General features: G+C 62.0%; 18 protein-coding genes and 2 pseudogenes. 9 read left to right on the forward strand and 11 right to left on the reverse strand.

The genetic code is table 11. The features are described 5' to 3' along the window. Nucleotides 1-23: 23 nt before the first annotated feature. Together AAFP35_RS17865 and AAFP35_RS17870 are read right to left on the reverse strand one after the other, a co-directional pair. Nucleotides 24-608, reverse strand: a pseudogene (locus tag AAFP35_RS17865) (IS481 family transposase); the annotation flags it as partial. Between the two features lie 267 nt (nucleotides 609-875). Continuing rightward, complete coding sequence (locus tag AAFP35_RS17870) at nucleotides 876-2,504, reverse strand: FAD-dependent oxidoreductase (protein WP_419222985.1); 1,629 nt, start codon at nucleotides 2,502-2,504, stop codon at nucleotides 876-878. A gap of 256 nt (nucleotides 2,505-2,760) precedes the next feature. Between AAFP35_RS17870 and AAFP35_RS17875 the strand changes: the two genes are divergently transcribed. The 3 genes from AAFP35_RS17875 (at nucleotide 2,761) to AAFP35_RS17885 (ending at nucleotide 5,914) form a co-directional block, all read left to right on the forward strand. Further along, complete coding sequence (locus tag AAFP35_RS17875) at nucleotides 2,761-3,831, forward strand: cupin domain-containing protein (protein ID WP_419222986.1); 1,071 nt, start codon at nucleotides 2,761-2,763, stop codon at nucleotides 3,829-3,831. Nucleotides 3,832-4,019: 188 nt separating this feature from the next. After that, complete coding sequence (locus tag AAFP35_RS17880) at nucleotides 4,020-4,715, forward strand: fumarylacetoacetate hydrolase family protein (protein ID WP_419222987.1); 696 nt, start codon at nucleotides 4,020-4,022, stop codon at nucleotides 4,713-4,715. Between the two features lie 62 nt (nucleotides 4,716-4,777). Then, a complete protein-coding gene (locus AAFP35_RS17885; RefSeq protein WP_419222988.1) occupies nucleotides 4,778-5,914 on the forward strand; it encodes a 2-methylaconitate cis-trans isomerase PrpF family protein in 1,137 nt (378 codons plus the stop codon). A 76-nt stretch (nucleotides 5,915-5,990) separates the two neighbouring features. Here the strand turns inward: AAFP35_RS17885 and AAFP35_RS17890 are convergent, their stop codons facing one another. After that, on the reverse strand, nucleotides 5,991-6,722 hold the full coding sequence (locus AAFP35_RS17890; protein ID WP_419222989.1) for a dienelactone hydrolase family protein: 732 nt from the start codon (nucleotides 6,720-6,722) through the stop codon (nucleotides 5,991-5,993). Between the two features lie 123 nt (nucleotides 6,723-6,845). On the opposite strand from AAFP35_RS17890, the gene AAFP35_RS17895 reads away from it, so the two are divergent. The 4 genes from AAFP35_RS17895 to AAFP35_RS17910 are packed head-to-tail and all read left to right on the forward strand — an operon-like array spanning nucleotide 6,846 to nucleotide 11,702. Then, entirely contained in the window at nucleotides 6,846-8,519 is a 1,674-nt protein-coding gene (locus tag AAFP35_RS17895; protein ID WP_419222990.1) for a class I adenylate-forming enzyme family protein, read from the forward strand. Nucleotides 8,520-8,575: 56 nt separating this feature from the next. Next, nucleotides 8,576-9,820 (forward strand): acyl-CoA dehydrogenase family protein, encoded by a 1,245-nt coding sequence (locus tag AAFP35_RS17900; RefSeq protein WP_419222991.1) that lies wholly within the window; start codon nucleotides 8,576-8,578, stop codon nucleotides 9,818-9,820. Nucleotides 9,821-9,827: 7 nt separating this feature from the next. Further along, a complete protein-coding gene (locus AAFP35_RS17905) occupies nucleotides 9,828-10,604 on the forward strand; it encodes an alpha/beta fold hydrolase (protein ID WP_419222992.1) in 777 nt (258 codons plus the stop codon). A 51-nt stretch (nucleotides 10,605-10,655) separates the two neighbouring features. Then, nucleotides 10,656-11,702, forward strand: a complete 1,047-nt coding sequence (locus AAFP35_RS17910; RefSeq protein ID WP_419222993.1) for an alcohol dehydrogenase catalytic domain-containing protein — start codon at nucleotides 10,656-10,658, stop codon at nucleotides 11,700-11,702. A gap of 65 nt (nucleotides 11,703-11,767) precedes the next feature. Here AAFP35_RS17910 and AAFP35_RS17915 read toward each other — a convergent pair whose 3' ends face one another. Together AAFP35_RS17915 and AAFP35_RS17920 are read right to left on the reverse strand one after the other, a co-directional pair. Further along, entirely contained in the window at nucleotides 11,768-13,027 is a 1,260-nt protein-coding gene (locus tag AAFP35_RS17915) for a cytochrome P450 (RefSeq protein WP_419222994.1), read from the reverse strand. Nucleotides 13,028-13,186: 159 nt separating this feature from the next. Further along, the gene (locus AAFP35_RS17920) at nucleotides 13,187-14,002 is read right to left on the reverse strand and encodes an IclR family transcriptional regulator (protein ID WP_419222995.1); all 816 of its coding nucleotides are present in this window, start codon (nucleotides 14,000-14,002) and stop codon (nucleotides 13,187-13,189) included. A gap of 298 nt (nucleotides 14,003-14,300) precedes the next feature. On the opposite strand from AAFP35_RS17920, the gene AAFP35_RS17925 reads away from it, so the two are divergent. Together AAFP35_RS17925 and AAFP35_RS17930 are read left to right on the forward strand one after the other, a co-directional pair. Continuing rightward, nucleotides 14,301-15,635, forward strand: a complete 1,335-nt coding sequence (locus AAFP35_RS17925) for an MFS transporter (protein WP_419222996.1) — start codon at nucleotides 14,301-14,303, stop codon at nucleotides 15,633-15,635. Nucleotides 15,636-15,807: 172 nt separating this feature from the next. Then, nucleotides 15,808-16,188, forward strand: coding sequence for an EthD domain-containing protein (locus AAFP35_RS17930; RefSeq protein ID WP_419222997.1), 381 nt, complete (start codon nucleotides 15,808-15,810; stop codon nucleotides 16,186-16,188). A gap of 325 nt (nucleotides 16,189-16,513) precedes the next feature. Here AAFP35_RS17930 and AAFP35_RS17935 read toward each other — a convergent pair whose 3' ends face one another. The 6 genes and pseudogenes from AAFP35_RS17935 to AAFP35_RS17960 all read right to left on the reverse strand — a co-directional run bounded on the left by AAFP35_RS17935 (nucleotide 16,514) and on the right by AAFP35_RS17960 (nucleotide 21,776). Beyond that, the gene (locus tag AAFP35_RS17935; protein ID WP_419222998.1) at nucleotides 16,514-16,888 is read right to left on the reverse strand and encodes a zinc-binding dehydrogenase; all 375 of its coding nucleotides are present in this window, start codon (nucleotides 16,886-16,888) and stop codon (nucleotides 16,514-16,516) included. Between the two features lie 20 nt (nucleotides 16,889-16,908). After that, a pseudogene (locus AAFP35_RS17940) lies at nucleotides 16,909-17,082 on the reverse strand (alcohol dehydrogenase catalytic domain-containing protein); the annotation flags it as partial. A gap of 210 nt (nucleotides 17,083-17,292) precedes the next feature. Continuing rightward, on the reverse strand, nucleotides 17,293-17,784 hold the full coding sequence (locus AAFP35_RS17945; protein WP_419222999.1) for a nuclear transport factor 2 family protein: 492 nt from the start codon (nucleotides 17,782-17,784) through the stop codon (nucleotides 17,293-17,295). A 27-nt stretch (nucleotides 17,785-17,811) separates the two neighbouring features. Then, nucleotides 17,812-19,311, reverse strand: a complete 1,500-nt coding sequence (locus AAFP35_RS17950; RefSeq protein WP_419223000.1) for an aldehyde dehydrogenase — start codon at nucleotides 19,309-19,311, stop codon at nucleotides 17,812-17,814. 94 nt (nucleotides 19,312-19,405) lie between these two features. Beyond that, a complete protein-coding gene (locus tag AAFP35_RS17955; RefSeq protein WP_419223086.1) occupies nucleotides 19,406-20,221 on the reverse strand; it encodes a mycofactocin-coupled SDR family oxidoreductase in 816 nt (271 codons plus the stop codon). Between the two features lie 73 nt (nucleotides 20,222-20,294). Next, nucleotides 20,295-21,776, reverse strand: coding sequence for an NAD-dependent succinate-semialdehyde dehydrogenase (locus AAFP35_RS17960; RefSeq protein ID WP_419223001.1), 1,482 nt, complete (start codon nucleotides 21,774-21,776; stop codon nucleotides 20,295-20,297). Nucleotides 21,777-21,855 lie beyond the last annotated feature (79 nt).

The raw sequence follows: 21,855 nt of genomic DNA on the forward strand, positions 1-21,855 counted from the left end.
AGTTCTGACTAACCACCGGCCCGCGTGATGTGATGTCCAGGCACGTTGGTCGGCCAGGCTGAAGAGTGGCTGGCCAACCGATCGCGGAGTGGGTGCGGTGGTGATTCGTTGTCGGAGACCACTTTTTCGACGGTGACGCCGCGGTCTGCGAACCGTGCGACTGTCCTTTGCAGAACCCCGATCGCGGTCGCGGCCTTCTCGTCGGTGCAGACCTCGGCGTATGTCACACATGAGTGGTCGTCGATGACGGGTGTGAACGAACGCCGTCCCGATCAGCGGTCGGCATTCTCGGCCCACGCAGGCTCGCCGGTCACTAGGTCGATACGCGAGAGCCGGTTGATGCACACCGCACCAGTACCGCGTACACGGTCGACGCCGACATCGACAGCTGTCCGGCGATCTGGACCGGACCAGGCCGATGACGCCACCGCAGGCCCACGACCTGCCGAACCATTTCGCGCGGCGGCGTGGTGGGGCTCGACCACTACGCCGCGCGAACTCCGGCAGCGGTGCGCCCACATCTTCGCCGTGGGTGGCACGACCATGATCATTTTCGCGGCGGCCGCACACGTCCAACCGCCGTCGACGATCAACCGTGCCAGACGCATCCCTGCCGCAGTCAGGTCCCGATACAGACCAAAATCGGTCGGACCGGCCGCATAGGCCACCGGCCACAGGACCTGGCAACGTCGCTAACCATGATCTGACGTCCTCAAACGATGATGTCAGCCTCGGCTGATGAAGCTCACTTGTTTGGCCATCACCAGCAGACGCCACGATCGATCGTGCGTGCAATCGAGTCCCAACAACATCATCGGGGAGTCACCCATACCATCTTTGATGGTGCCATCCGGGGTATCTCGGACTTACGGAGCTCAGACACAAGCCCCTGGTATCCGCTCTCGCGAATGACCAACGACCCTTGCAATCAACAAGTCTGAGTCTGCGGGAAGTCCGTCGCCTCGCCATGCGACGCTTCCGTCCGGGCGGACGAGCGTGACCTTTGCTGCGTATGATTCGGCGGCTTCCGCATTGTCAACGTCCACCACTCGCAGTGGCACCGCGCGCGCTCTGGCCGCGTCTGTCAGTGGTGCGAGGTCGACAGCCGGGTCGAAGCGTACAGCGACGAAGTCGTGACCGTACTCGTCAAGTAGTGACCGATCCGTGTCGAGCCAGACATGCGGTGCTCGGTGACCCGGTCGCGCCGTAGGCGCGTAGGTCTGAACCTCGAGCGGTGGCATCGTGGTGCCGTCAGGAATGACGACCGGGGACCCTTCATAGACGTATCCCAGGTGGATTCCGATACTGAACCATTCCCGCTTCATCGCTTCGGTATAGGCATCTCCGTACTCTCGGCGTGCGGCCTGGGTCTGCGGACTGTCGTCTTCGAAGACCTCCGGCGACGGTTTGGCCACGCGCGGGCCCAGCATCCGCTTCAGGTTGCCGCCCGCCTCGGTGACGTTCCGGATCGCGACCGGGCGCTGCTCGTATTCGTAGGAGTCTAGCAAAGCTTCACCCCCCCAGCCTTCGATCGCAGCGGCCAGCTTCCACGACAGGTTGACAGCATCCAGAACGCCCGTGTTCATCCCGAATCCCCCGGTGGGAGAGGTGAGATGGGCGGCGTCCCCGGCGAGGAACACCCGGCCCTCCCGGTAGGTGTCAGCCACCAACTGCCTGCGCTCCCATGGGAGGATGGACAGGATCTCGAAGTCGAAGTCGCGCCCAATAGCCCGACCAATCGCCTTCCGCATCTCGGTTTCTCCCACTTCGCTGCGGGATTCGTCACCAATCAGCGAGAACCTCCACTGGTCTCGGCCGTTGATGGCCACGAGCGTCGCCCACGTGCCTTCGGGACCGATGAAGATGTAGCGGTACGCACGCTTCTTGTTGTGGAGATGTTCGAGATTCTCACATCTGAAGACCGCATTTGAGGTATACGTCAGTGTGCCCTCACCACTCATCTGGATGCCCAAGGCTGTACGCACCGTGCTCCCACCGCCATCGCATCCGACGAGGTACTGCGCCTCGACCTCGTATTTCTGGTCGTTCTCACGATTCCGCAGAACTGCGGTGACAAACTCGCCGTGGTCCTCGAAGGACACCAATTCGGTGCGGTAGCGGATGTCGGCTCGCCCGGTACGACCGGCGAACCTCGCGAGGACCGGGTCGAAGAAGTTCTGCGGGCACCGTTCGCGATGCTGGGGACTGTGTTGCGGCGGCTGTTCGTCGGCCGGAGCCGGGAATTCCTCCCGTCCGAACTCGTACCCGTTGAGGTCGGTGACCCATGCGCAGTCCTGGATGTACTGCCTGTTGTACCCGGCAGCGTGGACATCTTCGACGATGCCCCAGCGCCGACAGAATTCCATGGTACGAATGCCGACCATGTCCATTTTGGGCTGGAAGACGGTGTTGGTTCGTGATTCGACGAGAACACTATCGACCCCCCGCCATCCGAGGTCGCCAGCGAGGGCTAGTCCGACTGGCCCGCCGCCCACGATCAGCACGGGAACTCTGCCTATACCCGTCATGTCAGTTCGCCTCTCTTTGCCAATCAGTCGGGGGTGTGACGGAGGCTTCTCGCGACCCGGTAGGTCGACTACATCCGACTACAGCGATTCCGCGCGGAACCACCTGACTGTGTGATCGATCGATTCCAGTGCCAGTGGACTCTGGCACTTGACGCGACACCGCAACGGCGCGCAATAATGGTTCTACCTTTTGATGAAGCTGTTTGCAACGATTACTTCGAAGGACAGGGCGATGACCGACACCCCCGTGATCGACGACGACGCACGCGTTCGTGCCGCACTGCGCGAGAGACTCGGCAAGGAGGGGCTGAAGATCTCCCAGCCCGATGAACCGCCGCTGTTCACACGAACCCCGCAGTCCAGCATGGAACCCATGCACTGGAAGTCCAACGACCTGCTGGCATACCTCGAGGAACTGGGACGGGTCCTCGACCTCCGGCCTGGGGGCGACCGGCGAACGCTACGCCTCGCCAACCCAGGATTGGAATACGGTACGACGCCCACATTTTGGGCCTCCATCCAGTACATCAACCCCGGCGAGGTCGCCACTGCGCACCGGCATTCCCCGGACGCCTTCCGGTTCATCATGAGCGGCAGCGGCTGCAGCACAACCGTCGAGGGCGAGAACTACGAGATGAACGAGGGTGACCTCGTTCTGACACCCAGCTGGGCCTTCCACGATCACGTCCACAAGGGTGACGCACCGATGATCTGGATCGATGTCCTGAACATCTCGGTGATGCGCAAGCTCGAGAACATCTTCTTCGACCCGTACGAGGCAGATATTCAGCCGATCAGCAGCCAGCCGCAGAAGTCCTGGCGTGAGTTCGGCTCCGGATTGCTACGTCCGGCGGGGCCGACACCGCAGCCACAGCGAAATCCACTCCTCGTCTATACCCGGGCGCAGACGGATACGGCACTCGAGCAGGCCAAGGGGCTCGAATCCGATCCCCGCGACGATGTCATTCTCGAATATCAGAGCCCCGCAGGGGGTGGCCCCGCGCTCCCTTCGCTGTCGATGAAGGCGCAGATCATCCGCCCCGGGTTCGATGGTGTGGCTCACCGACACAGCGGCAGCAAAGTCTACTATGCCGTCTCCGGTTCAGCAGCGATGACCGTGAACGGACGAGTATTCAACTGGGCCCAGGGTGATTTCATCTCTGTCCCACCGTTCGCCACCGTCCACCACTCCAACATCGGCAAGGCCGAAGGTCGCCTGTTCCGAGTGGACGACTCGCCGATCTTCCGCTCTCTCAATGCCTACTTCGAACAGACCGTCACCGACGAAGGGACGCCGGCATGAAACTGGCAGTCTTCGATGATTTCCGCGTCGGACTCGTCGTAAAGGACAGAGTCCTCGATGCAACACATCTGGTACCCAAGGAACTCGATTTCTGGCCGGAGCAGCGATTGAACTGGCTGATCCGCCACTGGGACACCATCTCCGACGATCTCGCCGAGATCACCCGGTCAGCAGACGCCGGCCAGCTGGTGAGCGAGATCGCGCTTCGAGCAGTCAACCCCGCCGCAAGCCATATCTGGGCCATCCCGGCGAACTATGCGGCACATCTGGGTGAGATCGGCAATCGTTCGATCACGACGGGCGGACGGACCGCCCGTGATGTCGGCTTCTTCTTGAAGGCGCCGTCCTCGCTGTCCGGTGCAGGTGACGCAATCGAGCTCCCGCACGGGTCATCCAGGCGGTTCGATCACGAGTGCGAGATGGCGGTGGTAATCGGCAAGGGAGGGCGCAATATTCGACGCGAAGACGCACTCGACCACGTGTTCGGATACTCCTGTCTGATCGACCTGACTATGCGTATCGAACCGGGAGTTCACGAAGAGGACAGGTCTTTGCGCAAGTCGTTCGCCACCTTCACTCCCACCGGGCCGTGGATCGTCACCGCAGACGAACTCGGCTCGACGGACGAACTTCATTCTCGCTTGTCCGTCAATGGAATACAGCGCCAGCACGCACGGATCGGCGACATGATCGTCGACGTCGCTGAGTCCATCGAACTCATTTCGTCGGTGGCAGCGATCCAGCCCGGCGACATCATCGCCTCCGGTACACCGAAGGGGGTCGGCCCGATGGCGGTCGGCGACAGAGTTGAGATTGGCATCGACGGCATCGGCTCCATGTCGCTTGCGGTCAGGGCCGCGCTTCCCGCGCCGCGACCCTTCTGACGCCAACCGGCCGCGCACCTGCATCGCGAGGTGCCACCGGCACGACACGAGAAGAGCACTCAATGAATCGGTACCCGGCGATATTCATGCGCGGCGGCACCAGCAAAGCGTTGGTCTTCCACGCGGCCGACCTGCCCAAGGAACGATCGGAGCGTGATCGCATATTTCTGGCCGCGATGGGCAGTCCGGATCCCAACGGTCGACAGCTCGATGGCATGGGCGGTGGGATCTCATCCCTGTCAAAGGTGTGTGTGATCGGCGCTCCCACCCACCCCGAGGCCGACATCGACTACACCTTTGCCCAGGTTCAGGTGACGTCAGCCGATGTCGACTACGGGGGGAACTGCGGCAACATGTCATCGGCGGTCGGCCCGTTCGCAGTGGACGAGGGCCTCGTAGACAGGCCGGACGGCGAGGTGGTGGTACGAATCCACAACACCAACACCGGAAAGATCATCCATGCCACGTTCGAAGTCCGGAACGGACAGGCGGTCAGCGACGGCACTTACTCCATCGACGGTGTAGCAGGTTCCGGATCACCGATCCGGCTCGACTTCCTCGACCCTGGAGGAGCTGTGACCGGACACCTGCTCCCGACCGGTAACACGGTGAATACACTCGACGTGCCACACCTCGGTCCGGCGACGGTCTCGATGGTGGACGCGGCCAACCCAACCGTGTTCGTTAATGCCGGCGTCTTGGGTCTCGACGGCACCGAACTGCCTGACCACATCGAGTCCGATCCCGAACTTCTTACGGCACTCGAGTCGATCAGGCGGGCGTCGTCGGTTGCGATGGGGTTGGCCCCAACGACTGATGCCGCGGCTCTCAACCGTCTCGTTCCGTTCGTAGCATTGGTGGCTGAGCCAAGGTCGTACGCCACCATCTCGGATCGGCCAATTCGGGCAGAGGACGTGGACCTGCTGGTGCGATTCATGTCCAGCGGACGACCTCATCGGGCGGTTCCCGTCACGGGTGCGATGTGTGCCGCGATCGCAACACGACTGTCGGGCACCGTCGTTCATACCGCGACAACCGGGACGGAAGGGGCGAAGATCCGCTTGGGCACTCCTTCCGGAGTGCTCGACGTCAACGCGTCGGTCACCAGCGAAGGCACCGTGCCCGCGCGGTACCGAGCTGAATACGCCTCGACCTACCGAACCGCCCGTCGACTGTTCGAAGGGCGCGTGGTTGCCTGACGACGTCTCACCATCGAAACAACGGCACGCCCCGCCAGCTCACGGCCCGGCGGGGCCTGCCTTGCACGGTCGAGAACTACCGTGACGTGGTGGCCTTGACGAACTCGAGTGCCTGCGGCCAGGTCGACATGTAGGCGTCGACGTTCACTTCTTCGTTGTGGCGACGCTTGTCGCTGAATCCGTGCTTGGCCTGTGGGTACAGGTGAATGATGCTCGCCGCTTCCACACGCGACTGCAATGCCTCCTGCAGAGCCAGGAAGCTCTCGCGCGAGACGATGGAGTCCTTCCCTGGGTAGGCGACAAAAACGGGAGCTTCTGTCCGCAAGGACTCGGCGACAGCATCCACGACACCGTCAGCCGCGACCGATGTCGTAATGGTGGGGTGGACGGCGACAACATTGGCGAGATCGGACTCGAGGCCACCGAGGATCAGTGCGTAGCGGCCACCCAGACACCAGCCCACCACCCCGATACGCTCGAGCCCGAGATCTTCTCGAAGATACGCGAGCAGGATCTTCAACTCCCTCAACACATCCTGATCCTTCAGATTGGCGCTCCAATCCATGAGCTCGCCGAACGACGTGTCGTCGGAACTCTTCCCATGCCATGTGTCCCAAGCCAACGCGATGCACTCGGTTTCCGCTGCAATCTGATCCGCCCATTCGCGAACCTGCTCGCCGATGCCGGTAACCATGGGGAGTACGAGCATGCCCTGCGTGGGAGCGGACCCGGCCGGGAAGCGGGGTACTGATTGATATGCCCTCAACCGATCCACCTCGATATACCCGGAGTCAACTTCCAGTGCCATGACGGCCCATCCCTTCTCGAGTGATACATGGGAGGGAAGTTCGCTCTGCTCCACCCGAGAGGCGTGCACTGTTGACATACCGCTCCACATGATTTCAAATGGTTCTACCGTTAATCATAGCCTGTGCACGGCTTCGTGTCCTCGCCGAGGCAGCCGAAGCTGAGCGGGCATCCGCGCTTATTCGAGGAGCATTCCGTGGTCGACACGATCGTGAAGCAGACCGGCACCTTCTGGGGGCGCGAGGTCGTCGAGGGCATCGTCCACGGGCGGCCGTCGCGCATGTACAGGGATCGTCCGTCCGCCGTCAACCAGCTACTGCTCGAGGGCCGGCGGTGGCAGGATCGTGAGTTCTTGGTCCAGGGTGAGCGCAGGCTGACGTACCGGGACCACGAAGGGGCTGTGGCACGGGTCGCAAATCGTCTGGCCGCCTACGGAGTTACCCGCGGCGACCGAGTGCTGCTGCTCAGCTTCAACTCGGTCGAGTGGTGCGTGTCGTTCTGGGCACTGCACTCCTTGGGTGCTGTGGTAGCACTGGGAAATCCGTGGTGGAGTTCGCACGAGGTGTCCGAACTAGCGGCCAAGATCCAGCCCAAGGTCGCCATAACTGACGTCGACATCCCCAGCGTCTCGCGAGTTCGGATCGCAGAGATCCGGGAGCAGGTCGACTCGCAGGCACCTGCCACGTTGCGTTTGGCGGATGTCGATGAATCCGACGACGCCGTCATCATGTTCAGCTCCGGCACCACGGGCTTGCCTAAAGGTATCCTGGTGTCTCAACGATCGGTCATCGGGAACCTGCACAATCTTCTGGCGCTGACCAACCGATTGCCCAACGAGCTTCCGGAGGATTTCAAGTCCACGACGTCGATGCAATCCGTTCCTCTCTTCCATCTGGCCGGGGTGCAGACCAGCATCGCGACCCTCCTTCAGGGCGGTCGTCTGGTCATGCTGAATGGAAAGTTCGATCCTGCCGACGTGCTGCGGTTAATCGAGACCGAAGGCGTCAGGTCCTGGGGGGCTATTCCCACGATGGTTTCACGCGTGCTCGAACATCCGGATATCGCAACCAGGGACACCTCAACCCTCTCGTCGATTCCGCTCGGCGGGTCTGCAGTTCCACCTGAACTTCGTGAACGCATCTCCGCGGCATTTCCTTCGGTCCAGCAGAAGGTCGGCAGCCTCTACGGGCTGACCGAAACCGGTGGCCTGCTCGCTGCCGCGTCCGGCAAGGAGATCGCCGGGCACCCCGGACGAGTCGGCCGCCCACTGCCTGTCGTCGAGGTGAAGATCGTCGATGCAAACGAGAACGGCGAAGGCGAGATCTACGGCCGCACTCCCAACGCGCCCGAAGAGGTCCTGGGCGAACCACCGCTCGAGGATGCCGAGGGGTGGATCGCGTCCGGAGACATCGGCCGAATTGACGAGGAGGGATACCTCTACGTCACCGGACGGGTGAAGGAGATCATCATCCGCGGTGGCGAGAATGTCGCAACCGCGAACATCGAGAACACGCTTCTGCGTCATCCCGCCGTTGCGGAGGTGGCGGTGATGGCGCTGCCCGACGCGGACCTCGGTGAGAAAATCGGCGCCGCCGTCGTCATCCGTCCCGGAAGCCCAGCCCCGTCACTCGACGAACTGCGCGACCTGTGCCGAACCTACCTCGCTCGTTACGAGATGCCGGACACGTGGTGGCTGCGTCGAGAAGACTTGCCAATCAATGCCGTCGGGAAGTCCAACAAGAAGGCACTGACGGCCGATTGGGTCGAACTCGGCGCCCATTCGATCACCGAAGGCTAACGCTGCGTCGCACCCCAAATCCTGCACGAACAGCCACACATTGAAGGAAGCGAACCGTGAACCACGCTGTAAAAGAGCAGAAGATCGACGATTCGATTGAGTCAGTCGACGATTTCGTCCGGCGAGCAACCGAGTTCCTCGACGCCAACCTAGAGCCTAAACCATCCCGAAGCGCCTTCGTGTGGGGTGAAGGCGAGGACGGTGGTGTAAAGCTCTGGGAGGAACCGGATTCCGAACAAGAGCGGGCGCGCCTGGCGGAGTCGAGGGAGTGGCGACAGAAGAGGTTCGACGCGGGATTCGGATGGATCGACGGCGCGCGTAAGGTCGGAGGCGCAGGTTTGACGACCGCGCACTTGAAGGCCTATCGCAGGCTCGAGGCCGGCTACCAGGCGCCCAGCGACACCTACTTCAAGCTCGACAGTGTCCTCAGTCCGGTCATTCGCGAGTTCGGATCCGAGTCCGTGCGCGACGCGCTACCCCGTGCACTGTACCGGGGTGAGATCATGGCGTGCGAACTCTTCAGCGAACCGGATGCCGGCTCCGACCTGTTCTCCGCGCGCACCGCCGTCAAGGAGACCGAGGGGGGATGGCTGCTGCAGGGTCAGAAGGTGTGGACCTCGGATGCGCACCTCGCTGATATCGGAATCATTTTCGCGCGCACGGGCGCCGAGGCGGGCAAGAACAGCTTCTCAGCGTTCATCCTCGACATGAAGCAGGACGGAGTGACGGTCGTTCCTCTGCGACAGATGACCGGTGGCGCCGCCTTCAACGAAGTCTTTCTCGACAACGCCTTCGTCCCGACCACGCACCTCCTCGGCTCGATCGGTGAAGGCTGGACTGTTGTCCGCACCATTCTTGCTCTCGAACGCGCAGGCCTTGGCGCCGGCCTGCGCCGATCCGGTTCCGGCCTGGCCAACGGAACCCGTCTCACCGCCTTGGTCCGGGCGATGGGCGCACAGGACGATCCCCTGATCCGCCAGGAGTTGGTGCGCACAATCAGCGGATTCTGGGCCGCGCGTCAGATGAACACCAGAGGATCCGACCGCAGAGCCGCGAAGTTCTACCACGCCAATCCTGCTCCCCTGTTGAGCAAGCTGGCGCTCAGCACCAACCTCCGCCGGGCGTCGGAGCTGGCCGGCAGGGTCCTGGGCGCAAAGCTCACGGCCGACACCGGCGAATGGGGAACCTTCAGCTGGAACTCTCTCGTGCTGGGAGAACCCGGTGTCCACATCTTCGCCGGGACAGACGAGATTATTCGAAATTCAGCCGCCGAGAAAGTCCTCGGCCTACCGAGAGACTGACCCTTTCATGGTTGCCTCACTAACCCCCGCAGGTATACACATCAGCCGCGAGGGAGTGGATCATTCTGCACTACAGCTGGTTTTGGTCCACGGTGCAATGGACTCGTCCGACAGTATGTCGAAGCTGGCCGCGGCGCTGTCCGAACACCCTGTTGTCCGCTACGACCGGCGTGGGTACGGACGTTCCGCACCGACTCGACAGATTGCTCCCCCGTCCTTGACCGATCACATTGACGATCTTCGATCCATCGTCGGTGACACCCCCACGGTCCTGGTAGGACACAGCCTGGGCGCGACGATATCGTTGGCGGTCGCGCAGGCGCTCCCGGACCAGGTGCTCGGTGTGATGGGGTACGAGCCGCCCCTGCCATGGGAATCCTGGTGGCCGGCTCCTCCGCTTCCGACCAAGGGAGCTGATACGTATGAGGTCCAGTGCGCGGCGGAACGGTTCATGCGTCGCGCCATGGGAGACCGGCGGTGGGAGGAACTCGATGACGCTCGGCGCGCGCACTTTCTGAGCTGGGGGCCGGTCTGGGCGGCCGAACTCAGAGACGCAGGCCGAAGGCGTGTCTTTTCCGCTGCGGATCTGGCCGTGCCAGTCGTGGTGGCGTATGGCTCGGACTCCGACGATCGACATCGGCGGGGCGCTGCCGCACTGGCAGGGGAACTGCCGGGTGCACAACTGGTGGAGTTGACCGGCGGCACTCACACGGCCCATCGGCGCAGACCCGACGATCTGGCCCGACTCGTCCACGATCTGGTGAATCGAGTCGCCGACAGCTGAACACATCGCGGCCGAGAATCCACCGGTCGTGGACAGCAGGGAAGGATCAGCATGAGGGCTCTGAAATACAAGGGCGTGCATGACATCGGCTTCCTCGACGTGCCCGTCCCCGAGCCGGGACCCGGTCAGGTACGCCTGGAGGTCTCTGCCTGCGGGGTATGCCACACCGACGTCACCTTCAGGAACAACCCCGAGATCGCCGTCGAACCCGGTTTGACACTCGGTCACGAGATCGCAGGTGTGGTCGAGTCACTGGGTCCAGAGGTTTCCTCGATCAGCCTCGGTACCGAAGTCGTCGTCCATACGATCTGGTCATGCGGGAGGTGCCGCCAGTGTCTCCGGGGACGGGAGAACGCATGCCTGTCGACCGCCTCGAGGCTGACCCCGCCCCAGGGTCCCGGAACCCGATATGACGGCGGGATGGCCAAATACGTCGTTGTTCCAGCAGCATCCGCACTGCCCACGCGAGGGCTGGCACCCGAGTTCGCATCCGTGTTGCCCGACGCGGCTACTGTCCCGTACCACGCCGTGGATTCTAATCGTCATCTCCTGGTCGACGGAGCCTCGGTCCTGGTCATCGGAGCGGGCGGACTGGGACAGTTCGCGGTGTCGATCCTGCGTGCCACAACCGAAGCACGCGTCGTGGTCGTCGACGTCCGTGAGTCTGCCCTCGATGCGGTCCGCAGTCAGGTGTTCGCGGTGTTGAACTCGAATGCCGCCTCGATCGCCGACCGGGTGGTCGAAATCGCAAGCGGTCACGGACCGGATTTGGTGCTCGACTTCGTCGGAACCGACTCCACGCTGCAGCTGGCGGGGTCCGTGGTAGCGCCGTACGGAACGGTATGGGTTCCCGGCCAGTCGGGTGGCACATTTACTCTCGACACCGACCGCGCAACGACAGCCGTCCCCCGAGGTGCAGCCATTGTCAGTCGTCCGTATGGAGGAACCAGGAACAATCTGGCCGACGTGATCGCACTTGCCGCTGACGGGCTGATCACCATACCGATCACCACATATCCTTTCGAGAATGCACTGGCGGCTTTCGACGACCTCGATGCAGGCCGGGTCGTCGGGCGCGCAGTTCTGACGATGAACTAGCCATATTTGCTGAATGAAATGGTCCCGCATCGGCTTTCCGACACTGGACCATTTCATTTCGTGCCCTACCTCCGTCGAGCGTTCACCTTGACGGTCAGCCGCTCGACACCGTTGGTCAGGCTGTTGCCCTTGAGCAGAGCGAGATCGTGCGCAGAATCGAAGTCGACACCGTCTATTCGTGAGGCGAGGAGTTCGAACATGATCCGCGCTTCCAGGCGTGCCAGCGGTGAGCCAAGACACTGATGAACCCCGTGACCAAAGCCGAAGTGCCCCTCGGTATCACGATCGATGTCGAACACACCCGCTGTGGGACCCCAGTGCGCCTCGTCACGATTCGCCGATGCCAGCAGGAGGCGAACGACCGAACCGGCGGGAATCGTCGCACCGGCGACCTCGACACTCTCGGCAAGTCGACGAGGAGCCTTGTGGACCGGACCGCGAAACCTGACGAGCTCCTCGACGAACTTCTCCGAATCTTCGGGGCGTTCGTTTAGGCGGTCCAACAGGTTCGGGTTGTCCCTGAAGACGAGGTAGCTGCCCCCCATCAGGCGGGTGGTGGTGTCGAACCCGGCTATGAACACGAATACACACAGCTCGATCGCCTGCTGACGCGTCAGCGTGCCGTCGCTCACCCAGGCACGAGCGATGTGGCCACCGACAGCTTCGCTTTCCTGCCGGTACAGGTCTTCGAGAATTCCGCCCAGGTAGTCGAACAGGTCCTGCGAGACTTCCTCGTCGCCAGGCAGTCCGGGCGCCATGCGCGAGACCCTCGCGAACCACGCCCACACCGATTCGGTCCACGAGTCGAACTGCTCGACATCCTTGTACGGCACGCCGAGGATGCCACTGATGGTAGCCATGGTGAGCGGGCGATTGAGGGCTTCGGTCACCTCGCCTCCACCTTGTGCGCTGAAGGCGTCCACGACCTCCGTCGCAACATCACGAACGCGGTCTGCCACCATGCCAATCGCTTTCGGCGTGAAGCCCGCAGCAACGACCTTGCGAATCTTCATGTGCGCGGACCCGTCCATTAGGGTCGGGAAGGCAAACGGCACTTCGTCGTTCACCTGATTGCGATAGATCTTCGCCGCACGCATACCTTTACGAACATCGGCGTATCGAGAGACGAAGTAGACGTCCTCTTGTGGGTGGGCAACTCGCAGTACCGGGTGGTTTTCCCGCATCCAGGTGAAGTGCGCATAGGGCTCACCCTGTACACCGGTTTCGTCAATGACAGTCCACGGCGTAAGCCCCTCGGGCCAGTCGAGCTCATGGGAGTACGGCAGCGTCTGCGCGTTTGTCTCATCTGTCGATGTGATGGTCATCGTGATCCCTTTCTGAGTACGTCCCCGATCGAGGTCATCAGGTCCGCTGCAGGCCGATCGGGACGCAGCATGAGTCCTCGGATCGTGACGGTCGACCGGAGCCGGAAGTTCGACACCCACGATGTCAGTTGTGACGGGCGACACTGACCTCAGTTTCATTCAACGAAACCCGCGACTGCGATCGGCCTCACTCTTCGTCGGGTCGGGCGCACGAGGAGAGAGGGACATCGAGATCGCGAATCCAGCCGCTTGAAGCGCAGGTATGGCCGCAGCTGCGTTCTCCTTCCCCCTGGGATAAACGACGCTCAGCGCAGCGACAATTGTTTTGTCGTACCCGAGAATCGGCACAGCCATCCCGGTCCAGTCCGGCATGCCAATCCCTGGTGTCACGGCATAACGTTGCCGTCGAATCAGCGCCAACTGGCGGCGAAGGATATTGGGGTCGGTAACGGTATCGACCGTGTACTTCGGGAGCGGCCGGTTCAGATACTCCTCCTGGAATGCCCGGGGAGAAAAAGCGAGCAGAACCATGCCGGTAGATGCGGCGTGAATAGGATGCCGTTGTCCGATGTGCGCGCGCTCGACGTCCGTGCCCGCTGGCGTTAGACGCTCGAGATACAGCACGGTCCCGCCATCGAGGACGCCCAATGTTGTGAGCTGCCCCAGCGATTCGAAGAGATTTTCCAGATACGGAAGCGCGATGTTCCGAATCGTCAAACGGTCGTTGCCGCGGGTGGACAGCTCCCACAGTCGCATGCCGACGCGAATCCTCTTGTCCTCGTCACGCTCCAGCAGGCCGTGACGAGCCAACTCAGTGACCAGGCGATAGGCCGTAGGGACAGGTAGGTCAGCTCTCTCGGCGAGAACCGACAACGGCAGTGCCGCATTTTGTCGGTCGAAGGAGGCGAGGATTCGGGCGACACGCGCGATCACGGACTCGCGGGCAGCTCCCTGATTGCGAGCATCGTTTGTCATCGCTCACCACCCGCGTCATCCGCCGGTCGAAGACATTTCATGCAAGAACCCCATCTCAGTTCAGTTGTGTGACCAGCGACACGCCGCGGAATCCATCCCGGTATCCAGAGCGGGAGAACCGTAGTGATGAGCCAAGCTTCAAGCAAGTCCGATTTCACTGATCGATCCATGTGATCCGAATCACGATGATATTGCTACTGTCCCTAATGGTCAAACCGTTAGAACCCGCTTAGCATCCCGAGGCGCTGGGGCGACCATCCATCGCCACGACATCCGATCTGCTCACCTAAGGAGCACAATGAGCGCCACGATCCAGAAGAAAGCGCCAGGCCGCGCCGCAGCGGCTGGCTTTTTCGGTGGAGCCATCGAGTTCTACGACTTCTTCATCTACGGCACCGCATCGGCCATCGCCTTCAATGCGTTGTTCTTCTCCGAGCTGACACCGGCAATCGGCACCCTCGTTTCCTTCGCCACCCTGGCCGTCGGTTACCTGATTCGCCCACTGGGTGCCGTGATCTTCGGCCATGTGGGAGACCGATTCGGCCGCAAGAAGGCGCTCATGGCGACCCTCTACACGATGGGGGGCGCCACGATCCTTATCGGCTTCCTGCCCACCACCTCCGCAATTGGTGACTGGGCCGCGGTGCTGCTCGTCGCACTGCGAGTGGTGCAAGGTCTCGGCTTGGGCGGGGAAATGGGGAATGCCGCCACCCTGGCGATGGAGAGTTCACCGGCTCACCGCCGCGGGTTCTTCAGCTCATTCTCCTACGCGGGCGGCTTCGCCGGCATGGTGATGGCCACCGGTGTCTTCACACTTGTCCACTCACTTCCCAGGGAGACGTTCCTCAATTGGGGATGGCGCGTCCCCTTCCTGCTCAGTGCGGTCCTGGTCCTCGTTGCATATGCCGTTCGACGGAAAATCCCTGAGCCGGACACCACCGAGAGGGTCCGCAACGAGGGACGTGCAGACGAGCTACCCATCAGCCAGCTGCTTCGCAGCCACAAGAAGGACGTTCTTCTGGCAACGCTGATGGCCACCGGACCGAACACTGTCTACTACATCGTTGCAGTCTTCTCCCTGTCCTATGCGACCTCCGAATACGGAGTCTCGCAGACGACAATGCTCATGGTGGTTACGATCTCGTCTGCGCTGCTCTGCGCGAGCGTGCCCGCGTGGGGAGGTCTGTCCGACCGCATCGGACGCCGTCGGCTGATCATCGCAGGCTTCCTGTTGGAGGCGGCCCTCACTTTCGCCTTCTTCGTGGCTCTGCCGACTGCCGACCCGATCCTGATCCTGACCGGCATGGTGTTCGTCCTGGTCTTCGGGCACGGCATCGTGACCGGAACATCCGGGGCGTTCTTCCCCGAACTCTTTCCTGCGGAAGTCCGCGCCAGCGCCGTCTCACTGGGCCAACAGCTCGGTGGTGCACTCAGCGGGCTAGGCCCCCTGGTCGCGGCCTCCATCACAGTCGCTTTTCCCGGCCACACCATGCTGGTCGGCATCTACGGCGGTGGGCTCTGCCTGCTCGGTGCCATCGCCGGGTACCTGGCCGTCGCACGGTGGGGCAACCAGACCCTCGAAGCCTCGAACGCCGAGTCCGTGCGCGACGCCAGCGCGGTCGCTGCCCGCTGACCCTGACGGGACCCGACCACGCCTGAATGCGTGACTCGGTGCAGGCCCACCATGATGCAAAGGGAGGGCGGGTGTACCTCGTGGCGTACGGTTTCGCGCATCTCCGAAGGTGCACCGCCCCCAGGTGCAGTTACCACGCCGATACGGTTGTCAGCGAAAGAAGGATGGCCACATGTTCAAGGCCTTTGCGATGATCAAGCGTAAGCCTGGCACGTCACTTGACCATCTGAAGCAGTACTACGAGGCGAATCATGTTCCCTTGGCGATCAAATCCACACCGGGACTCAAAAGGTACATCCGCCGCTACCTTCATACATATGAGACCGACGCGTGGCGCTCCGGCAACGAGCCACCTTTCGATGTGATCACGGAAATCTGGTTTGAAAACCGTGCGGCATTCGATGCGGGCATGGCCTACCTGCAGTCCGATCGCGTCGCCGAAGCGATTGCTGAGGACGAAGAGAAAGTCTTCGATCGCCAGTCGATCATCTTTGTCACCGTTGATGACCACGAGACGGACCCTGCTGTTCTGACCGCGGCCTGGCCGGCATAGCCAAACCGCACTGCCGAACAAGCACACGAACTCACCGACGCCCTGCCCGCTGTGGCTGCAACACCAGATTGCTTGTGCTCCCAGTCACTCCATCCTGATGACCGCACGACCGGTGATCTTGCCGGCGTCCAGGTCGTCGAAGGCCCGGATCGCATCGTCGAAGGCATACCCTTCTAGGTTTGCCCGGATCGATCCCGTCCCGTTCTCGCCAGAGCAACGAGGTCATGCAGATCCTGGTGGGTTCCACTGTAGGGCCGAGTAATCGAAGCCCCCCACGGAAGTGATGTTGCGAGTTGTGAGGTCTCGAACTTGAAGACCCCATCACTCAGCCCGGGGACACGAATCGCGCCATACGTGCAACGACAGCAGAGGACATCCTCAACGTTGCCGTGCTTCCGACCCGGTCGAGCACGAATTCCGCCCCGTATCCACCGGTGTGGTCGATGATCGCCTCGACCGCACCGTCGCTGTCCGCGCGGAGCGAGAGGTCAACGGTGTCCCCCACCGCTTCAAGCGCCGCCGCTTTGACATCCAAGGTAATGATCTGGACACCGGTCAGTGTGCGGAGGATCTCGATCGCGAACTGGCCAAGTCCACCGATCCCGATGACCACGGCGGTGGCACCCGGACGCAGCAGCTCCCTCGCCGCGGAAATGGAATGGTAGGGAACAAGCCCGGCATCGGGCAGGACCGCCGCCAAGGCCGGACCAATTCGACGATATGCCCGGCGATCTCATGCCCGAGTACCACTCCGGAGGGAAGCATCTGCTCGGTGGATGCCCGCACGTGGATGTCCGTTTGACAGACGCCCGCTGCGGCAACTTTCAGCAACGCATACGCAGGTTTGATCACAGGCTTGTCGATTTCTGTGACGGAGACATCGTTGACTCCCATGTACTGGATCGCGTGCACCGCAATTACCTTTGGTAGGTGATCAAGTGACGCGCCCGGCAGCGCATCGCCCGAGGGAGCCCGTCACCGCTCCCACCCTGGTGCCTCCTCCCGCGTGCCGACACAATTCTCGGGCAACGAGCGAACCGCCCGCCGGCAAAGGCCGACGGGCTGGGAGGGCGAAGTAAGGACAAGTGATCGACAGCCGAAAATCTATGCCCCGTACGCGGCATTGAGGGTTGCAGTATCGTAATACTCCTCGAAGGACTTCACTCGCCCATTGTCGAATCGGAAGACCTGTACGTAACGGCCTTTGTAGGCGACATGGCGGTTACCCCAGGTCTCCCCCGTCTGCACGTCGACCTCACTATGCGAACGCGTGACGATCGTGTTCGGATCCTCCCCCACGATGAACTCGTCGACGAACCAGTCGAAGCGGCCGTGCATCTCATCGTGGATCGGATCCCAGAACCCCTTGACTGCGGGCCATCCGGAATGGACTCCTGAGTGCAGGACCGCCACGTCATCGGTGACAAAAGGCGTGATTACCTGAGGCTCCGCCTCCACCCACAATGAATAGAAGCGGTCTTTGTCTTTCAGATACAGCGAAAAGAACTCGACGATGAGGTCGATATTCGCCTGTGCAGTGTCATTCGCCGTCGACGGCTGCTTCAGGATCGTGACGCCGTTGACTATTGTCTCCATCAATTCTCCAGGTGGTGTCGTGCTGGTTCAGGGCTTCAGGTGAGACGGCAGTTCGTCCACGATGAAGGTCTTGTTCTCCAGGAACGGTCGCAGCCCATCCACGCCGCCTTCACGCCCGAGCCCCGACTGCTTGAAGCCTCCGAAGCCGATACGCATGTCGCTACGGAAGGCGTTGTGACCGACGGTGCCGGAACGCAGTTGCCGTGCAACGGTGTACGCCCGGTCGGCGTCGTTGGTGAAGACCGAGTTGTTGAGCCCGAAGATCGTGTCATTCGCCAATGCGACGGCATGATCCTCATTGTCGGCAGGAATCACCGCCAAGACGGGGCCGAAGATTTCTTCGCGAGCGACAGTCGCGTTGTTGTCGATGTTGGCGAGAACAGTTGGCTCGAAGAAGAATCCACGGGAGAGATGGGCCGGGCGCTTTCCTCCGAACGCTAGCTTCGCCCCCTCGGCGAGGCCTCGATTGGTCAGCTCCTCCACCCGATGCAACTGTTTTCGGGTGACAAGAGGACCGATGCCCGTGGCCGGATCGAACGGATCACCGACGGTGATACCCGCCATTTGTGCGCTGAGCGCGTCGGTGAGGTCGTCGTGGCGGCTGCGAGAAACGATGATCCGTGTCAGCGACGAGCACACCTGTCCGGTCAGCAGGCAGGCAGCGCCCGCAATCGATGCAGCCGCGCTCTCCACTTCGTAGTCGTCGAGAACGACCGCCGCCGACTTGCCACCCAGCTCCAATGTTAGGCGCGCAATCCGGTCGGCCGCGACCCGTGCGATGCTCTTACCTACGGCCAGCGATCCAGTGAAAGTGATCTTGTCGACATCGGGATGCCGGACCAGCCGTTCCGACGGGCCGCGGTCGGCGGTGACAACGTTGAGCACGCCCGGTGGCAGCCCTACCGCAGCAGCGATCTCGGCCATGACATAGCCCACGCCTGGAGCCTCTGGCGACGTCTTGAGTACCACTGTGCAGCCGGCGAGCAGCGCTGGAGCAATCTTGAACTGTGCGATTTGGAATGGCGCATTCCAGGGAACGATCGCCCCTACGACGCCGACCGGTTCGCGAACGACAAGCGCATGGGCGCCGCCCGCAGGCGGGTGGTCGATCCGCTCCTCGAACGGGAACGTATCGGCGTAACCGGCGTAGTCCTCGTAGATTCCACCGAGAGTGCCGGCGAACGCATGGGCAATCGCATACGTGCTACCCATTTCGCGTGGCCAGATCTGCGCGATCTGGTCGGCCCGCTCGTAGAGCAGCTTTCCCATCTCGCGTAGGTAACCTGCCCTCTCGGCGGGCGTCAGGCGAGGCCACGAACCGTGATCGAAAGCAGTGCGCGCCGCAGCGACAGCCCGGTCGATGTCCTGTTCGGTGCCTTCGCCGACACTGACGAACAACTGCTCTGTTGAGGGATCAATGACGTCGATCGAGCCGCCGGAAACAGGGTCGACCCACTTTCCATCGATGAACAAACTCAGTGGGTTCGTGAGGAGATCCTTCACATCGGCTTCCGGCACAGCAATCATTTCCCTTTCGGCTCATTACGATGTATGTGTTGAGCTGGAGTCATCGGTGGACTCTGCTGCTCGTATCTCACGTCCGCGTCTATCGGTAGCTTTTTCAGAAGTTTGTGTTTCCGGCGTCGACGGCGAGTTCGGTGCCCGTGACGAATTGGGATTCGTCCGATGCGAGAAACGCAACCGCATTGCTGACGTCGCTCGCCTCGAGTCGCTCCACCGGAAGAGCGTTTTGGAATGTGCCGCCAAGACGGGGGTTCGTCTCGATCAATTCGCCGATGCGGCCGAGCCCGTTGGTGAGTTCAGTCACCACCCCAGCCGGGTGAACAACATTGACCCGGATGTTGTATTGCGCGAGTTCGTTGGCGTAGGACTTTGCAATTCCGACCAAGCCGTGTTTGGAGGCAACGTAGGGGCCGAAGAAGGGCACTCCCCTGATTCCGCACGTGGAGCCGGTGGCGATGATCGATCCGCCGCCGGCCGCGATCAGGTGCGGCGCAGCGACGATCATCGTGTTCCAGGCTCCGGTGAGGTTGGTATCGAGGGTGTCCTTCCAGATTTCGGGTGTCACTTCGTCCCAGGCACCGAGAACGCAGATTCCGGCATTGGCGACCACGATGTCGAGTCGCCCCAGTTCGGCGACTCCGTTGCCGAGTGCCGCCGCGAGTTGATCCTGCTCGCGAACGTCGGCGATCTGGGTGACGACGCGCCGCCCCAGGGCGTGCACCTCTTTCGCCGTCAGCTCGAGGTCCTCTTTCGTTGCCATCGGGTATTCCGTGGTTGCGTACTCGACACATGCGTCGACCGCGATGATGTCCGCGCCTTCGCTGGCGAGCCGAACCGCGTGGCTCCGCCCCTGGCCACGCGCGGCACCTGTGATGAAAGCGACTTTTCCTGCCAACCTGCCGTCAACGCTCATTGCTGCTCCTATGGGTTTTCCCGGATATGCGTTCCGCGGGATTTCTCGTACCGAGGGATGCTGTTCGTAAATGTCAGAGTTGGAGGGCGACGAACTTCGTCTCCAAGAATTCCTCGAGCCCATCGGAAGCCCCTTCCCGACCCAGGCCCGACTTCTTGACCCCACCGAAGGGCGCCGCAGCGTACGCGACAGTTCCCCTGTTGAGGCCGACGTTGCCGGTTTCGAGTGCTTCGGACACCCGGATCGCACGGCGCAAGTTTTCGGTGAAAATGTAGGCAACCAGACCGTATTCGGTGTCGTTGGCGCAGGCAACGACGTCGTCCTCGTCGTCGAAGGGGATAAGCGCCGCAACCGGGCCGAAGATCTCTTCGGTGTTGAGGAGTGCGTCGTGAGGTACGTCTCGAAGCACCGTCGGCCGGTAGAAATGGCCGGGACGATCGAGGCGCTCGCCGCCCACGATCAGGCTGGCTCCCTTGGCAACTGCATCGTCGACGATCGCGGAGACCGCGTTGATCTGTTTCGCATTGATGAGTGGCCCGAGATTGACGCCCTCCTCGGTCCAGCGTCCCTGCACATAGTTGGATAGTCGTTCGACCAGCAGCTGCTGGAACCTGTCGATGACTGTGGAATGGACGTAGATCCGGTTGGCAGAGGTACACGTTTGGCCGGTGTTCCACATCTTGTTCGTGATCAGGGAGTCGATGGCGATCTGCAGGTCGGCATCGCCGAAGACGATGAACGGCGCATTGCCACCGAGTTCCATCGACGTACTGAGCACCTGTTCTGCGGACTGCTCAAGGAGCTTGACCCCTACCGGAGTGGAACCCGTGAAGGACAGTTTACGAGCCAGCCCCGACCTGAGCAGTGGTTCGATCACAGCGTTCGACGTGCTGGTGGTGATGACATTGAGGACACCGGCCGGGACGCCCGCATCGATGAATGCCTGAGCGAATGCCAGTAGTACCAAGGGTGTTTCGGCCGCCGGTTTGACGACGATCGTGCAACCCGCAGCGATTGCGGGCGCGAGCTTCCGCGCGGCCTGAGAGAAGGGAAAGTTCCACGGCGTGATCAGGATCGACGGTCCGATGGGCTGCTTCATCACGATCATCCGGCCGCCGCTGACCGGGTTGACCTGATAGTTGCCCTCCGTGCGCACCGCCTCTTCGGCGAAGTGTTCGATAAAGTCGAGACCGCTGTTGATCTCGGCCCGTGATTCGACGAGGGGCTTACCGGCCTCCATGGAGAGCACGCGGGCGATCGTTTCCATGCGCTCTCGTAGATTCTCTGCGACACCGCGAAGGATGTCCGCCCGTGACTGGGGCGTTGTTGCCGCGAATGCCTTCTGCGCGGCAACCGCAGCTTCGAGAGCTCGGCGGCCGTCGCCGGGTGAGGCGTCAGCGACCTCGATCAGCGACTGCTCCGTGGACGGGTCGTAGACGGTGAAGGTCTTACCGTCTGACGCGGTCACCCACTGGCCGCCGATCAGCAGACCGGTCGGTGTGGCATCGAGGATCGCTTGTGCGTCGACGCGGTCTTGGGGGATGGCAATGCTCATGATGTCCTCCTGGGGCGTCGTTGAGCGAGATTGTTAGTCGGGTGTCTTGACACAACGGCGTGGTGTTCACGCCGAGGCG

The organism is Gordonia sp. CPCC 206044 (assembly GCF_048537895.1).
GTDB lineage: Bacteria > Actinomycetota > Actinomycetes > Mycobacteriales > Mycobacteriaceae > Gordonia.

Excerpts from the sequence above, each read along its gene's own strand:
- AAFP35_RS17885 (WP_419222988.1), top strand. The coding sequence starts at position 4,778 with ATGAATCGGTACCCGGCGATATTCATGCGCGGCGGCACCAGCAAAGCG.
- AAFP35_RS17925 (WP_419222996.1), top strand. The coding sequence starts at position 14,301 with ATGAGCGCCACGATCCAGAAGAAAGCGCCAGGCCGCGCCGCAGCGGCT.
- AAFP35_RS17960 (WP_419223001.1), bottom strand. The coding sequence starts at position 21,776 with ATGAGCATTGCCATCCCCCAAGACCGCGTCGACGCACAAGCGATCCTC.
- AAFP35_RS17910 (WP_419222993.1), top strand. The coding sequence starts at position 10,656 with ATGAGGGCTCTGAAATACAAGGGCGTGCATGACATCGGCTTCCTCGAC.
- AAFP35_RS17875 (WP_419222986.1), top strand. The coding sequence starts at position 2,761 with ATGACCGACACCCCCGTGATCGACGACGACGCACGCGTTCGTGCCGCA.
- AAFP35_RS17915 (WP_419222994.1), bottom strand. The coding sequence starts at position 13,027 with ATGACCATCACATCGACAGATGAGACAAACGCGCAGACGCTGCCGTAC.
- AAFP35_RS17920 (WP_419222995.1), bottom strand. The coding sequence starts at position 14,002 with ATGACAAACGATGCTCGCAATCAGGGAGCTGCCCGCGAGTCCGTGATC.
- AAFP35_RS17950 (WP_419223000.1), bottom strand. The coding sequence starts at position 19,311 with ATGATTGCTGTGCCGGAAGCCGATGTGAAGGATCTCCTCACGAACCCA.
- AAFP35_RS17955 (WP_419223086.1), bottom strand. The coding sequence starts at position 20,221 with ATGAGCGTTGACGGCAGGTTGGCAGGAAAAGTCGCTTTCATCACAGGT.
- AAFP35_RS17930 (WP_419222997.1), top strand. The coding sequence starts at position 15,808 with ATGTTCAAGGCCTTTGCGATGATCAAGCGTAAGCCTGGCACGTCACTT.
- AAFP35_RS17890 (WP_419222989.1), bottom strand. The coding sequence starts at position 6,722 with ATGGCACTGGAAGTTGACTCCGGGTATATCGAGGTGGATCGGTTGAGG.
- AAFP35_RS17945 (WP_419222999.1), bottom strand. The coding sequence starts at position 17,784 with ATGGAGACAATAGTCAACGGCGTCACGATCCTGAAGCAGCCGTCGACG.
- AAFP35_RS17905 (WP_419222992.1), top strand. The coding sequence starts at position 9,828 with ATGGTTGCCTCACTAACCCCCGCAGGTATACACATCAGCCGCGAGGGA.